Origin of the sequence: Mycolicibacterium lutetiense, assembly GCF_017876775.1 — a bacterium.
GTDB lineage: Bacteria > Actinomycetota > Actinomycetes > Mycobacteriales > Mycobacteriaceae > Mycobacterium > Mycobacterium lutetiense.
This window is the reverse complement of the sequence record NZ_JAGIOP010000001.1, coordinates 501,343-514,841: the sequence shown is the minus strand read 5'-3', so window position 1 is coordinate 514,841 and position 13,499 is coordinate 501,343. Positions and strand designations below refer to the sequence as shown.

At 66.1% G+C, this 13,499-nt stretch carries 15 protein-coding genes; 8 read left to right on the top strand and 7 right to left on the bottom strand.

Going from position 1 to position 13,499, the window contains the following annotated elements; translation table 11 throughout:
• Positions 1-41: 41 nt before the first annotated feature.
• The 3 genes from JOF57_RS02580 to ychF all read right to left on the bottom strand — a co-directional run bounded on the left by JOF57_RS02580 (position 42) and on the right by ychF (position 2,357).
• The gene (locus JOF57_RS02580) at positions 42-401 is read right to left on the bottom strand and encodes a DUF1801 domain-containing protein (RefSeq protein WP_209913350.1); all 360 of its coding nucleotides are present in this window, start codon (positions 399-401) and stop codon (positions 42-44) included.
• A 270-nt stretch (positions 402-671) separates the two neighbouring features.
• On the bottom strand, positions 672-1,184 hold the full coding sequence (locus tag JOF57_RS02575; protein WP_407666529.1) for an OsmC family protein: 513 nt from the start codon (positions 1,182-1,184) through the stop codon (positions 672-674).
• Positions 1,185-1,283: 99 nt separating this feature from the next.
• Positions 1,284-2,357: a redox-regulated ATPase YchF gene (gene ychF, locus JOF57_RS02570; RefSeq protein ID WP_209913346.1), complete on the bottom strand. Its 1,074-nt coding sequence runs from the start codon at positions 2,355-2,357 to the stop codon at positions 1,284-1,286.
• Between the two features lie 84 nt (positions 2,358-2,441).
• Here ychF and JOF57_RS02565 point away from each other — a divergent pair, with 84 nt between their 5' ends.
• Positions 2,442-3,632, top strand: coding sequence for a DUF6542 domain-containing protein (locus JOF57_RS02565; protein ID WP_209913344.1), 1,191 nt, complete (start codon positions 2,442-2,444; stop codon positions 3,630-3,632).
• 36 nt (positions 3,633-3,668) lie between these two features.
• On the opposite strand, the gene JOF57_RS02560 is transcribed toward JOF57_RS02565, so the two are convergent.
• Positions 3,669-4,679, bottom strand: coding sequence for a 4-hydroxy-3-methylbut-2-enyl diphosphate reductase (locus JOF57_RS02560; protein ID WP_209913342.1), 1,011 nt, complete (start codon positions 4,677-4,679; stop codon positions 3,669-3,671).
• Positions 4,680-4,733: 54 nt separating this feature from the next.
• On the opposite strand from JOF57_RS02560, the gene JOF57_RS02555 reads away from it, so the two are divergent.
• The 4 genes from JOF57_RS02555 (at position 4,734) to JOF57_RS02540 (ending at position 7,895) form a co-directional block, all read left to right on the top strand.
• Complete coding sequence (locus JOF57_RS02555) at positions 4,734-5,294, top strand: lipid droplet-associated protein (RefSeq protein ID WP_209913340.1); 561 nt, start codon at positions 4,734-4,736, stop codon at positions 5,292-5,294.
• Entirely contained in the window at positions 5,291-6,520 is a 1,230-nt protein-coding gene (gene xseA, locus JOF57_RS02550) for an exodeoxyribonuclease VII large subunit (protein WP_209913338.1), read from the top strand. Before JOF57_RS02555 ends, xseA begins: the two co-directional genes overlap by 4 nt.
• Positions 6,521-6,539: 19 nt before the next feature.
• Complete coding sequence (locus JOF57_RS02545) at positions 6,540-6,752, top strand: exodeoxyribonuclease VII small subunit (RefSeq protein ID WP_019347571.1); 213 nt, start codon at positions 6,540-6,542, stop codon at positions 6,750-6,752.
• Positions 6,753-6,815: 63 nt separating this feature from the next.
• On the top strand, positions 6,816-7,895 hold the full coding sequence (locus tag JOF57_RS02540; RefSeq protein ID WP_209913336.1) for a 3-beta-hydroxysteroid dehydrogenase: 1,080 nt from the start codon (positions 6,816-6,818) through the stop codon (positions 7,893-7,895).
• Positions 7,896-7,902: 7 nt separating this feature from the next.
• Here the strand turns inward: JOF57_RS02540 and JOF57_RS02535 are convergent, their stop codons facing one another.
• Together JOF57_RS02535 and JOF57_RS02530 are read right to left on the bottom strand one after the other, a co-directional pair.
• Entirely contained in the window at positions 7,903-8,178 is a 276-nt protein-coding gene (locus JOF57_RS02535) for a dsRBD fold-containing protein (RefSeq protein WP_163668383.1), read from the bottom strand.
• Complete coding sequence (locus JOF57_RS02530; RefSeq protein WP_209913334.1) at positions 8,171-9,253, bottom strand: tellurite resistance/C4-dicarboxylate transporter family protein; 1,083 nt, start codon at positions 9,251-9,253, stop codon at positions 8,171-8,173. Before JOF57_RS02530 ends, JOF57_RS02535 begins: the two co-directional genes overlap by 8 nt.
• A gap of 143 nt (positions 9,254-9,396) precedes the next feature.
• Between JOF57_RS02530 and JOF57_RS02525 the strand changes: the two genes are divergently transcribed.
• The 3 genes from JOF57_RS02525 (at position 9,397) to JOF57_RS02515 (ending at position 12,808) form a co-directional block, all read left to right on the top strand.
• Positions 9,397-10,947 carry an arylsulfatase gene (locus JOF57_RS02525; RefSeq protein ID WP_209913332.1) on the top strand — a complete coding sequence of 517 codons (1,551 nt, stop codon included), beginning with the start codon at positions 9,397-9,399 and terminating at the stop codon, positions 10,945-10,947.
• Between the two features lie 4 nt (positions 10,948-10,951).
• On the top strand, positions 10,952-11,845 hold the full coding sequence (locus JOF57_RS02520) for an HAD family hydrolase (RefSeq protein WP_209913329.1): 894 nt from the start codon (positions 10,952-10,954) through the stop codon (positions 11,843-11,845).
• Positions 11,846-11,923: 78 nt separating this feature from the next.
• Complete coding sequence (locus tag JOF57_RS02515) at positions 11,924-12,808, top strand: formylglycine-generating enzyme family protein (RefSeq protein WP_209913326.1); 885 nt, start codon at positions 11,924-11,926, stop codon at positions 12,806-12,808.
• Here the strand turns inward: JOF57_RS02515 and JOF57_RS02510 are convergent.
• Positions 12,805-13,359, bottom strand: a complete 555-nt coding sequence (locus JOF57_RS02510) for a TetR/AcrR family transcriptional regulator (protein ID WP_209913323.1) — start codon at positions 13,357-13,359, stop codon at positions 12,805-12,807. The two genes, JOF57_RS02515 and JOF57_RS02510, sit on opposite strands and share 4 nt — an antisense overlap.
• Positions 13,360-13,499: the final 140 nt, after the last annotated feature.

Sequence of the window (13,499 nt, the reverse complement as noted above, 5' to 3'; positions counted from 1 at the left end):
CGATCGCGCGGGACGAACGGGGCCGACGCGATCGCAATCGGTTACTCGGTTGCGGCGCGGACGATCTCGGCAACGCGCCGCTCGGTGACGTCGTCGAGGCCATCGAAGTACCAGGCCGCGGGAATCAACAGTCCGTCCTCGCCCCCGGTGGGCTTGAGCGTAGCTTTCTCGCTCACCCCGAGGCTCATCAATTCGTCGTTCCGGACGAAGACGAGGACCGGACTGCTCGCCGACTTGGCATAGCCCGGCATGCCATACCAGATGCGCGGCTTGAGTTCGGGTGCGGCGGCGAGGATCACGTTGTGCATGCGCAGCATGACACCCCGCGCAGGCTCATCCATCGCCGCGATCTTGTCGAGGACCTGCTTGAGGTTCTTGTCGTCCTTCGTAGCCACTGTCATGTCCCTTCGTCGGCCGGTTATCGCTGTACCGGCGCAATGGAGTTGGTGCGCCAGAAGGCGCAGCACCCCATTTCGGACATGTCCTGATCGGCTCAGGCCTCTCCGCAATGATTCAGGTGATCGTTCACCTGGAAGTGCAGACGTGGCAGACATCGCCGCCACCCCACGCACGCTACACGGGCCATCACCCGAATTTGGCCCGCACCTCACCGAAGCCCTTGGAGCCGCTCATTGCTCGGCGGAGCACCGACAACCGTCGGTGATCGAGGACTACCCGACTTCCAACGTCGCGCGCACCGGCGTCGTATTCCGGGTCAGATCCAGCACCGGGCAGTGCGCCTCGACGGCCTCATGCAGCTCGCGGTAGCGTTCCTCGGTTTCCGGCCCGGTCACCGTCACCATCACCCGGACCTCGCCGAAACCCGGTCGCACACCCTCGTCCAGTCCGAAGAAGCCCCGGACATCGAGGTCACCTTCGGCGCGCGCGGAAATGTCGTCCACAGCGATACCCAGCTTCTCCGACCAGAACCGCCACGTCACGACATGGCAGGACAACAGCGAGGCCAGGTAGAACTCAACCGGATTCGGGGCCTTGTTCTCCCCGCCCAGCGCCGGCGGCTCGTCCACCTCAACGCGGTACTTCCCCAACGTGACCGTGCTGGCCACCGCGTCATGCGCCTGCGCGGCTGCCCGGAAAACCACCTTCGCATTGGCTTCGTTTGCCGTGACCGCATCGGCGGTGGCGGCGATTATCCCGGCGAGCTGATTGGTCGATGTCTCCACAAGGAGGCGATAGTAACGACCGGCAAACGGCATTAGGACCGGGCGTGTGGCTTGCGCACGAAATCCGCGCGGACTGCGTGCAGTTCGACGCATGCCCCGCTACACGTTGAAGCGGAACTCCACCACGTCCCCGTCGACCATCACGTAGTCCTTGCCTTCGATCCGGACCTTGCCCGCGGCTTTGGCGGCGGCCATCGAGCCGGCCTCGACGAGATCGTCGAACGACACCACCTCGGCCTTGATGAAGCCCTTCTCGAAGTCGGTGTGGATCACGCCGGCCGCCTTGGGCGCGGTATCACCCTGGTGGATGGTCCAGGCCCGCGATTCCTTCGGCCCGGCCGTCAGGTAGGTCTGCAGCCGCAGGGTGTGGAAACCCGCCCGCGCCAACGCATCCAGGCCCCGCTCGGTCTGCCCGATGGACTCCAGCAACTCGTTGGCGGACTCGTCGTCGAGCTCGATCAACTCCGATTCGATCTTGGCGTCCAGGAACACCGCGTCCGCGGGGGCCACCAACTCCCGCAGCTCGGCCTGCTTGGCCTGATCGGTCAGCACCGATTCGTCGGCGTTGAAGACGTACAGGAACGGCTTGGTGGTCATCAGGTTCAGCTCGCGCAGCACCGACCAGTCCTTGCCGGTGGAGAACAGCGTCTTCCCATCGTCGAACACCGCCTGGGCCGCGACCGCGGCATCCAGCACCGACTTGCGCTCCTTGTTGGTGCGGGCTTCCTTCTCCAGCCGCGGCACCGCCTTCTCGAGCGTCTGCATGTCGGCCAGGATCAGCTCGGTCTCGATCACCTCGATGTCCGAACGCGGATCCACCCGTCCGTCGACATGGATCACGTCGTCGTCGGCGAACACCCGCACCACCTGACAGATGGCATCGCATTCACGGATGTTGGCGAGGAACTTGTTGCCGAGGCCGGCGCCTTCGGACGCGCCTTTGACGATCCCGGCGATGTCGACGAACGTCACCGGGGCCGGCACGGTCTTCTCCGACCCGAAAATCTCGGCGAGCTTGTCGAGCCGGGGATCGGGCAACGGCACCACGCCCTCATTGGGCTCGATGGTCGCAAACGGGTAGTTGGCCGCCAACACGTCGTTACGTGTCAGGGCATTGAACAGAGTCGACTTTCCGACATTCGGCAAACCGACGATTCCCAGGTTCAGGCTCACAGGGAAGAGAGTCTAGGCCGGTGTGACCGGCACGCCCGCGCGAGCTGGCAGCACGCGGCCAGAAAGAGCCGGTACGGTCTACGTGTGTCAGGACAGCGCGCACAGTCGGCAGTGCCGGCTGACCATCGCTCTGTACACCCGCGATTCGCCGGTGTGCCGTGGTGGGGAGCTGTCATTTTGGCGGTCACGGCTACCGCGATCGGGTTTGCTTTCGACGCCGGTTCGGGCGATCGAGAGCTCAGTTCGGTGTTCGCGATCTGCTATTCCCTCGGTTGCATCGGGTCGGTGCTGGCCGTTCAGCAGGCCGGGCTGTTCACCGCGGTGATCCAGCCCCCACTGATTTTGTTCGTCGCGGTACCCGGGTCTTATTTCCTGTTCCACGGGGGCGAGCTGCAGGGCGTCAAAGACCTGGCCATCAACTGCGGATATCCCCTGATCGAACGTTTTCCGCTGATGCTGTTCCTCTCGGCCACGGTGTTGCTGATCGGCCTCGGCCGGTGGTACATCGGCCTGACGTCGCGCAACGAAACCGAAGTGGACGACGCGTCCGGGACGGCCAAGGGCGCCAAAACGGCCACGGCGACACCCGTCGCGGGAATTGTGTCATCAGTCACAGCAAAACTTTCCGGGCTGGTGCTCCGCAAACCCGCCGTGGCATCGACGCGCCGGGACCGGACCGCCGCGCAGGATCCTGCCGCGGACGGCCCGCCGCGCCGTCGTCCCTCCGAACGACCGCCACGGCGACGTCCGGCCGAAGAACCGGGTACGGGCGCCGCTGCGGCGGCCGGAGCGGGCGCCGGACGGGCCCGGGGCGAGCGCAGGCCGACCAAACGCACCGCACCGCCGCGCCCCCGCCCCAGCCGGGCAGCCGCCGGCGATCTCGACAGTGAACTCGACCGTGGGATTCCCGAGCGGCCACGGCGGCCCAGGCCCCCGCGCTCGGCCGAGCCCGGGGCCGGTGAGCCGCCCCGCCGGGTGCGCACCCAGCCGCGTGAGCCGCGCAAGCAACCACCGCCCGAGCGACGTGAGGCCGGCGCGTTCGATTCGCCGCGTGAGCGCCCGCAGCGGCAGCGCCGCCGATTCGACGACTATCAGCCGTTCGAGGACTCGTTCGATCCGCCGACCGGTTCCGGCCGTTCGACGCACCATCCGGTGTCGCGGGTGCGGTACCGCGGTTCTGACGACGAGGATCACCGGGTGGAGCACCGGACCCGCCCGCGCTCACCAAAGGGCGCAGCGTCCCGGGGACGTCACTCCCGGGACTACGACGACTGAAACCGGGTCACCGACCCCCGACCGGGGCAGCGCGGATCAGGCGCGCGGCGGACGGATCTCACGCGGCAGCGCGAACACCAACGTTTCGTTGGCGGTGGTCACGGGCTGCACGGTCCCGTAGCCGTACTCGGCAAGCCGTTCGAGCACACCGCGCACCAGCACCTCGGGCACCGATGCCCCGGAGGTGACGCCCACCGTGGTGACGCCCTCCAGCCAGGCCGGATCGATGTCCTCGGCGTAGTCGACCAGGTGAGCCGCATCGGATCCTGCACCGAGAGCCACCTCGACCAGCCGAACCGAGTTGGATGAGTTGTTCGAGCCGACCACGATCACCAGCTCGCATTCGGGCGCCATCGCCTTGACCGCGACCTGGCGGTTCTGGGTGGCGTAGCAGATGTCGTCACTCGGCGGATCCTGCAGCGTCGGGAACTTCTCCCGCAGCCGGCGCACCGTCTCCATGGTCTCGTCGACGCTCAGCGTGGTCTGCGACAGCCAGATGACCTTGTTCGGGTCCCGCACCGTGACCTTGTCGACCGCGTCCGGATTGTCGACGACCTGCACGTGATCGGGCGCCTCGCCGGCGGTACCGACGACCTCCTCGTGCCCGGTGTGGCCGACCAACAGGATGTCGTAGTCGTCACGGGCGAACCGCTTGGCCTCGTTGTGCACCTTGGTGACCAGCGGGCAGGTGGCGTCGATCGTTTTGAGATTGCGGGCGGCCGCCTCGACGTGAACCGTCGGTGCCACGCCGTGTGCCGAGAACACCACGATGGCACCTTCGGGGACCTGGTCGGTCTCGTCGACGAATACGGCGCCGGCCTTGGCCAATGTCTCCACCACGTGCCGGTTGTGCACGATCTCGTGCCGGACGTAGACCGGCGCGCCGTGCTTCTCCAGGGCGCGCTCGACGGTCTCGACGGCGCGGTCGACCCCGGCGCAGTATCCGCGCGGTTCGGCCAGCAGGACTCGCTTGCCCGAGGCTTGCGAACCGCCTGACCTCACCGAGCTCGTGGCACCCGGGATACCCATGTTGATTGTCGGCGGCATGTCTCCAAGGGTACGGGGCCACCGCGGCACCCAGCCAGCCGTAGGCTGTGGGCCATGGGAACTGCACCGTACGGGGTCCGGCTGCTGGTGGGCGCGGCTGCGACCGCGATCGAGGAAACGCGCAAGCTGCCCCAAACCATCCTGACGTACCCCATGACGGTGGCCAGCCAGGCGGCCAACATTTTCATGCACGTCCAGCAGAACCTCGCCGAACTGGTCGTCAAGGGCGACGAAACGCTCGAACAGATTTTTCCGCCCAAGGACGAGCAGCCCGAGTGGGCCACCTTCGACGAAGACATCGACTCCGGCCTCACTGACGACGCCGACGACGAGCGGCGCACCGAGGGGCGGTTCGCGCTGTACAGCACCGGGGAGCCCGAGGCCGCCGCTGCGACGAACGGCAAGGCCGCACGTGCCTCCGGCTCGGGAGCGGCGCCGGACATCGCGGCCGAACTCGGGTACGACGCGCTGACGCTGGCGCAGCTTCGCGCCCGGTTGACCTCGCTGCGCGTGGCTGATCTTGAGACGCTGCTGGCCTTTGAGGAGGCCGGCCGGGCCCGTGCACCGTACGTCACGTTGCTCGCCAACAGGATCACCCGCGCGACCGCGAAGTGACCGAACCGGGCCAGTCGCCGGAGAACCCCTGGCCGGTCCGCGCCGTGGCGACCCGCGTCGCCAAGTGGATCGACCGGCTCGGCCCGGTGTGGGTCGAGGGCCAGCTGACCGAACTCAAGATCCGTCCGGATTCCAAAACCGTTTTCATGGTGCTGCGGGATCCGGCGGCCGATATGTCCCTGACGCTGACCTGCCCACGCGATCTCGTGCGCAACGCCCCGGTCAAGCTGTCCGAGGGCACCCAGGTGATCATCTGCGGCAAGCCCAATTTCTACACGGGCCGCGGCACATTCTCGTTGCGGGTCAGTGAGATTCGCGCGGTCGGCGTCGGCGAGCTGCTGGCCCGGATCGAGCGGCTGCGTCGGCTGCTGGAGGCCGAGGGGCTGTTCGACCCACGCCTCAAACGGCCGATCCCGTTCCTCCCCAACACCATCGGCCTCATCACCGGACGCGCCTCGGCCGCCGAGCGGGACGTGACGACGGTCGCCACCACCCGCTGGCCCGCGGTGCGCTTCGCGATCCGCAACACGATCGTTCAGGGGCCCAATGCCGTTCCCCAGATCGTGGAGGCGCTCGCGGAGTTGGACGCCGATCCCGACGTCGACGTCATCGTCCTGGCCCGCGGTGGCGGCAGCGTCGAGGACCTGCTGCCGTTCTCCGACGAGACGCTGTGCCGGGCCATCGCCGCCTGCCGCACCCCTGTGGTCAGCGCGATCGGCCACGAACCCGACACTCCCCTGTCTGATCTCGTCGCCGACCTGCGCGCGGCCACCCCGACCGACGCGGCCAAACGGATCGTCCCCGACGCGGCCGCCGAACAGGCTTTGATCACCGATCTGCACCGACGCAGCGCCCGCGCGCTACGCAACTGGGTGCATCGCGAGCAGCATCACCTGGAGCAGTTGCGAAGCCGCCCGGTACTCGCGCAACCCCTGGCGGCGCTGACTGCCCGCGCCGACGAGATCGCGCGCGCCAGGACCACCGCCCAACGTGACATCACGCGGCTCATCGCCGCGGAGACCGATACCGTCGGCCACCTGTCGGCACGGCTGACCGCGCTCGGTCCGGCGGCCACCCTGGCCCGCGGGTATGCGGTGGTCCAGGCGGTCCCGGCGTCCGGGTCGCCATCGGTTCTTCGGTCGGTGTCCGACGCGCCGATCGGCACCCGCCTGCGGGTGCGGGTCCCCGACGGCGTCATCTCAGCGGTCAGCGACGGTAGCGAGTAAGGGTGTGAACAGCGTGAGTATTAAGCCTATTAGTGAACTTGGCTATGAAGAGGCCCGTGATGAGCTGATCGCCGTCGTGCAGCAGTTGGAGCAGGGTGGGCTCGACCTCGATGCTTCGCTCAACCTCTGGGAACGAGGCGAGAAGCTGGCACAACGCTGCGAAGAACATTTAGCCGGAGCACGGCAGCGCGTCGAGCAGGCATTGGCGGCCCGCGAGTCCGACGAGGACTGACCCAGCAACCACGCTTGCCGATCACCCTCGAAACTGGAACCTGTTTCAGTTAAGCTGCCCGTCATGGGTGACGCATCTCTGACCACTGAACTCGGCCGCGTCCTGGTGACCGGCGGCTCCGGCTTCGTCGGGGCCAATCTGGTGACCGAACTGCTCGACCGCGGATACACGGTGCGTTCCTTCGACCGCGCGCCGTCGCCACTGGGCGATCACGCCGGCCTTGAGGTCATCGAGGGCGACATCTGCGACAAGCCGACCGTGGCCGCAGCCGTCAAGGACATCGACACGATCATCCACACCGCCGCCATCATCGACCTGATGGGCGGCGCCTCGGTCACCGAGGAATACCGGCAGCGCAGCTTCGCCGTCAACGTCGAGGGCACCAAGAACCTCGTGCACGCGGGACAGGAGGCGGGCGTCAAGCGCTTCGTCTACACCGCGTCCAACAGCGTCGTGATGGGTGGGCAGGACATCGTCAACGGCGACGAGACCATGCCGTACACGACCCGGTTCAACGACCTCTACACCGAGACCAAGGTCGTCGCCGAGAAGTTCGTGCTCAGCGAGAACGGCAAGCACGACATGCTGACGTGCGCCATCCGGCCCAGCGGCATCTGGGGTCGTGGCGACCAGACCATGTTCCGCAAGGTGTTCGAGAACGTGCTCTCCGGACACGTGAAGGTGCTCGTCGGCAACAAGAACATCAAGCTCGACAACTCCTACGTGCACAACCTGATCCACGGGTTCATCCTGGCCGGCCAGCATCTGGTCCCCGGCGGCACCGCACCCGGCCAGGCCTACTTCATCAACGACGGCGAGCCGATCAACATGTTCGAGTTCGCCCGCCCGGTGCTCGCCGCGTGCGGACGCCCACTGCCGACGTTCTACGTGTCAGGCAAGCTCGTGCACAAGGTGATGATGGCCTGGCAGTGGCTGCACTTCAAGTTCGCTCTGCCCGAGCCGCTGATCGAACCCCTTGCGGTGGAACGGCTTTACCTCAACAACTACTTCTCGATCGCCAAGGCCAAACGCGACCTGGGCTACGAGCCGTTGTTCACCACCGAGCAGGCCATGGCCGAGTGCATGCCCTACTACGTCGACCTGTTCCGTGAGATGGCGTCCGACGCCAAGCAGACTGCCTAGAAGGCAATCAGCGGTACAGATGCACCGGATGGTGCGTCGACTGTTCGATGCGCGCCGATGCGGCATGCAGTAGATCGCTGCCCAAAGCGATAAGCGCACGGGCCGCGGCGATCTCCTCACCGATCATCGGTGCACCCGGGTCTCTCGGGTTGCGGTAGGAATCTCCGGTGGTGGACATCGTGTCATCGCGCACCTCCGCCCGGGCCGTGGCGTGGGTGTGGATCTCGTCCTCGGAGAACTCGATCTCGACGAGCCATTTGTTGGTCAGGTCCTTGTCATACATGTCGATCACCCTCCACCTCCAAGGGTGCACCGGATCGGCCGCGGATACCAGGCCACAGTGTGAGGAAAAGGTGGCGCAGCATCGCCACGAACGTCACCGCCCACGCCGCCAGCGCCACCCAGCCCTCGAGGTAGCCGATGCTTTCCACGATCGGCAACTGATCGGCCTGCCCGAGGTAGTGGCCACCGACGCCGTACATCCCGAGCGGGAACACCACGCTCCACATCGTCGCGTCGTACCGCAACGGGATGCGATGCACGACGTGCCGCCAGATACCTGCGGCGATCAGCGGTGGAATCAGCCAGGTGCCGAACGCCCAGAAGAAGACCGAGGTACCGGCGATGAGACCGCGGGTGGCCGCGACCATCGGGGCGTCGGCCATTTCCACGATCCGGGCACCGGCCACGACGGTGATCGCGGTGGCCCCCATGGCGACCCAGTAGGGCGGGGTGAGGTCCTCGGGCCGCAGCGGGTACATCAGCATCCTGAGTGCGACGAACATGCCGGCCGCCCCGTACAGAAATATCCCGACGGACCAGGAAAACACGGCCAGCAACGCCAATTCACTTCGGCCCTGGGCGATCTGGGGTTGCAGTGCCGCCGCCAGCACGGCGATCGACTGACTGGCGACCACCCAGATGAACCAGGTGCCGTTGGCGCTCTGCAGGACCGGTCGGGCCGCGCGCCCGAGTACCGCCGTCCACGGCACCACGTACCCCAACACCAGCCAGGCCAACCACCCGACCGCCAGCAGTCCGAAGGCCAGGCCGTAATGATCGTCAGTGGCCACCCGGGTACCCAGCACGCCGGTCGCGGCGACGAAGGTGAACATCGCGAAGCCGCGCCGCGGGTCGGTCAGATCCTCGATGAACTCGCGCCGGAACACAATGATCCGCACGGCCACCAGCACGACCAGGACCACATAGGAGATCCCCGCCAGCCACATCAACACCACCGACAGTGCGTAGGTGCGGTGATACTGCGCCGCGATGGACACGATCCCCGTGGCCATGACGAGCGCGAAGTAGCCCGGGTGCAGGGTACGAACAGCCTCGGATCCCCTCGCCTGGCTCATGCTCCGGTCTTACCATCTGGCAGTCGCAGCCACGCCTGAGTGGGCGATCTCGGGTCCGCCTCGAGGCGCGTTCCGCGGCGCTATCGCGCACCTGAGCATAAAGTTCAACTCGCACAGGATTTTCCGCGCGGAAGGACCTAACCATGCCGAACGGCAAACCGAACATCCTGGTCATCTGGGGTGACGACATCGGAATCAGCAATCTCAGTTGCTACAGCGACGGCCTGATGGGCTACCGCACCCCGAACATCGACCGCATCGCCAATGAGGGCATGCGATTCACCGATTCCTACGGCGAGCAAAGTTGCACCGCGGGCCGGGCGGCCTTCATCAGTGGCCAGAGTGTGTACCGCACCGGAATGAGCAAAGTTGGCATCCCGGGCGCCGACATCGGTTGGGCCGCCGAGGATCCGACCATCGCCGAGTTGCTCAAGCCGATGGGTTACGCCACCGGGCAGTTCGGCAAGAACCACTTCGGCGACCTCAACAAGTATCTGCCGACTCTCCACGGCTTCGACGAGTTCTTCGGCAACCTGTACCACCTCAACGCCGAGGAGGAACCGGAGAATTTCGACTACCCGCACGAGGATCGCTACCCCAGGCTGTACAACCTGGCCAAGCCACGTGGCGTCTTGAAGTGCAAGGCCACCTCGGAGGTGTCCGGCGAACCCGATGACTCGAAGTACGGACCCGTCGGCAAGCAGACCATCGAAGACACCGGCCCGCTGACCACCAAGCGGATGGAAACCATCGACGAGGACATCGCCGCTGCCACCGTCGACTACATCAAACGGCAGCACGACGCCGACAATCCGTTCTTCGTGTGGTGCAACTTCACCCACATGCACCTCTACACCCACACCAAGCCCGAAAGCCGCGGGCAGGCCGGGTTGTGGCAGTCGCCGTACCACGACACGATGATCGACCACGACCGCAACGTGGGAACGGTGCTCAACGTGCTCGACGAACTCGGCATCGCCGAGGACACCATCGTCATCTACTCCACCGACAACGGCCCACACCGCAACACCTGGCCCGACGGCGGCACCACCCCGTTCCGCAGCGAGAAGGACACCAACTGGGAGGGCGCCTTCCGGGTCCCGGAGCTGATTCGCTGGCCCGGAAAGATCAAGGCGGGCACGGTGTCCAACGAGATCATTCAGCATCATGACTGGCTGCCGACCCTGCTGGCCGCCGCAGGCGACCCCGACATCAGCGAGAAGCTCAAGACGGGTCACAAGGCGGGAGCCGACGGACAAACCGAGTACAAGGTGCACATCGACGGCTACAACCTGCTGCCCTACCTGACCGGCGAAGCCGACGAGAGTCCCCGACGCGGGTTCTTCTACTTCTCCGACGACGCCGATCTGGTCGCCATGCGGTTCGAGAACTGGAAGATCGTCTTCCAGGAGCAGCGGTGCCAGGGCACCCTGCGGATCTGGGCCGAACCGTTCACCCCGCTGCGCGTACCGAAGCTGTTCAACCTGCGGACCGACCCGTTCGAGTACGCCGACATCACCTCGAACACGTATTACGAGTGGCTGCTGCGGCATGACTTCTTCGTGTTCTACGCGACGGCGATGGCGACGAAGTTCCTCGAGACGTTCAAGGAGTTCCCGCCGCGGCACCCACCGGCCAGCTTCAGCGTCGACCAGGTGGTCGAGAAGCTGCACGAATTCCTGGCCAGAGACTGACCAGGTGCTGAAATCCTGGAATGACGGCGCCACGAAGTCGGCGATCGTCGACTTCGTGGCGCGCGCCACCGCCGAGGTACCGCCCGAGGAGCGCGTCGCCGTGTTCGACAACGACGGCACGCTGTGGTGTGAGAAGCCGGCTTACATCCAGCTGGACTTCCTGGTGCGACGGCTGGCCGAGCAGGCCGCCGCCGACCCTTCCCTGAAAGACAAGCAGCCGTACGCGGCCGCCGCGGCCGGGGACCTGGCCTGGTTCGGCGACGCCGTCACCAAGCATTACAACGGTGACGATTCGGTCCTCAAGATCCTTGCCGGCGGCATACTTTCGGCCTACGCGGGACTGACCGTCGAGGATCACGCCGCCCGGGTCAAGGAGTTCTTCGCGGTGGCCCGGCATCCGACCCTGGGCCGCCCGTACACCGCGTGCGGCTATCAGCCGATGATCGAACTGCTGCGTTACCTGGAGGCCAACGGCTTCACCAACTACATCACCTCCGGGGGCGGCCGTGATTTCATGCGCCCGGTGACAGAATCGATGTACGGCATCCCGCCGGAGCGGGTGATCGGCAGTTCGGTGGGGCTCGATTTCGTCGACGGTGATCTGAAGACCACGGCCACCCCGGAGTTCCTCAACGACGGCCCGGTCAAAGCCGTACGGATCTGGGGCCGGACGGGTCGGCGCCCGATCTTCGCGGCAGGTAACTCCAACGGGGATATCCAGATGCTGGAGTACACCAGCGCCGGCCCCGGCCCGTCACTGGGTCTGTTGGTCCGTCACGACGACGCCGAACGCGAATTCGATTACACCGCAGGGGCGGAGAAGGTACTGGGGCTCGCCACCGACCGCCACTGGACGGTGGCGAGCATGCGGGACGATTGGACGACGGTCTTTGACTGAGTGTGCACCGAGGTCATCGACTCTGCGTCCACGGCGCAAAAGTGCGAGCAACCCTCGCCCTCACCGCAGAGTCGACGCATGACATCACCCAATCTGGTCTGGATTCCGGCACAGACGACAATCCTGGGCTCGGACGCGCACTATGCCGAGGAGGCTCCGGCGCGTGAGGTTGCCACCGCGGGGTTCTGGATCCAACGTCATCAGGTGACCAACGCCGAGTACACCGAATTCGTGGACGCCACCGGCTATCTCACGGTCGCCGAACGTCAGGTGAACCCGAACGACTTCCCGGGTGCCCCACCGGAAAATCTGGTTCCCGGCTCGATGGTGTTCCAGCGCACCGCGGGCCCGGTGGACCTGCGGCACCTCAACCAGTGGTGGGCATGGACGCCGGGCGCGTGCTGGAACCACCCACGCGGGCCCCGGTCATCGCTGAAGGGTCGCGAGCAGCATCCCGTGGTGCACATCGCCTTTGACGATGCCGCGGCTTATGCAGACTGGGCCGGTCTGAAACTACCCACCGAAGCCGAGTGGGAGACCGCGGCCCGTGGTGGTATCTGCGGTGCCGCATACACCTGGGGCAACGAGCCCGAACAACCCGGGAAACGCCTGGCCAACTACTGGCATGGCGAATTCCCCTACTTGCCCGATACCGGTTATGGCACAACGAAACCGGTCGGCAGCTTCGAGCCCAATGGCTACGGTCTGTTCGACATGGCCGGCAACGTATGGGAGTGGACCACGGACTGGTACGGCGAGGACCGGGCCACCACGCCGTGCTGCGCCGCCGACACCTACGACCCGAACCAGCCGCAGTTCCAGATCGGGCGCAGGGTGATCAAGGGCGGCTCGTTCCTATGTGCCGACAGCTACTGCATGCGGTATCGCCCGGCGGCACGGCGACCCCAGATGGTGGATACCGGCATGAGCCACATCGGCTTTCGATGCGTCAGGCGGCCCTAGCCGAACGCCGGAGCGACGAAGCGCATCAGTATCTGCTGCTCGGCAGCCTCGTCAGACCCGGGCCAGACCAACAGCGACAGCACCAGGCGCACGATCCATGCCGCAGCGGCCGGGTCGTCCTCGTCCAATCCGGTGAGTTCGGCGGCAAACGCGGCAGGCACCGGCGATTGCGTCAGGTCCGCCATCCCACCCCCACTGCGCAGTGAGCCGAGTAGCAGTCCGAACATCGGATCAGCTCGAATGCGTTGCAGTGCCACGGTGATGGCAGTGAGCACCCGTTGCGCTCCGGTCAGTCCGTCGACCGCTCGTCGCACCTCCCCCACGATCGAAGCGGCCAACCGGGCCAGCACGGCATCGCGAATCTGCGCCTTGCCGCCCGCATGCCGATAGACCGTCGCACGCGAGCAGTGCACCCGCGCCGCGAGCGCATCGATGTCGAGCGCGTCGAACCCGTCGCGGGCAGCCAGCTCGGCCGCCGCGGCATAGATACGCTCGGCGGCCTCGACACGTCGGTCACCCCCGAGCAGCCAGTCCGCACCCTTGGGAGACATAGCTGAGAATCTATCTCAATATGAGACAGAATCACGGATTGATCTCACCGCACATGCAGGTCACCGCCCTGCCCTGAGACGCCCCCGCACCGCGAGCCCCAGAGGCTCGTATCAACCTGCCCCGGCCTCATTGACGCGTC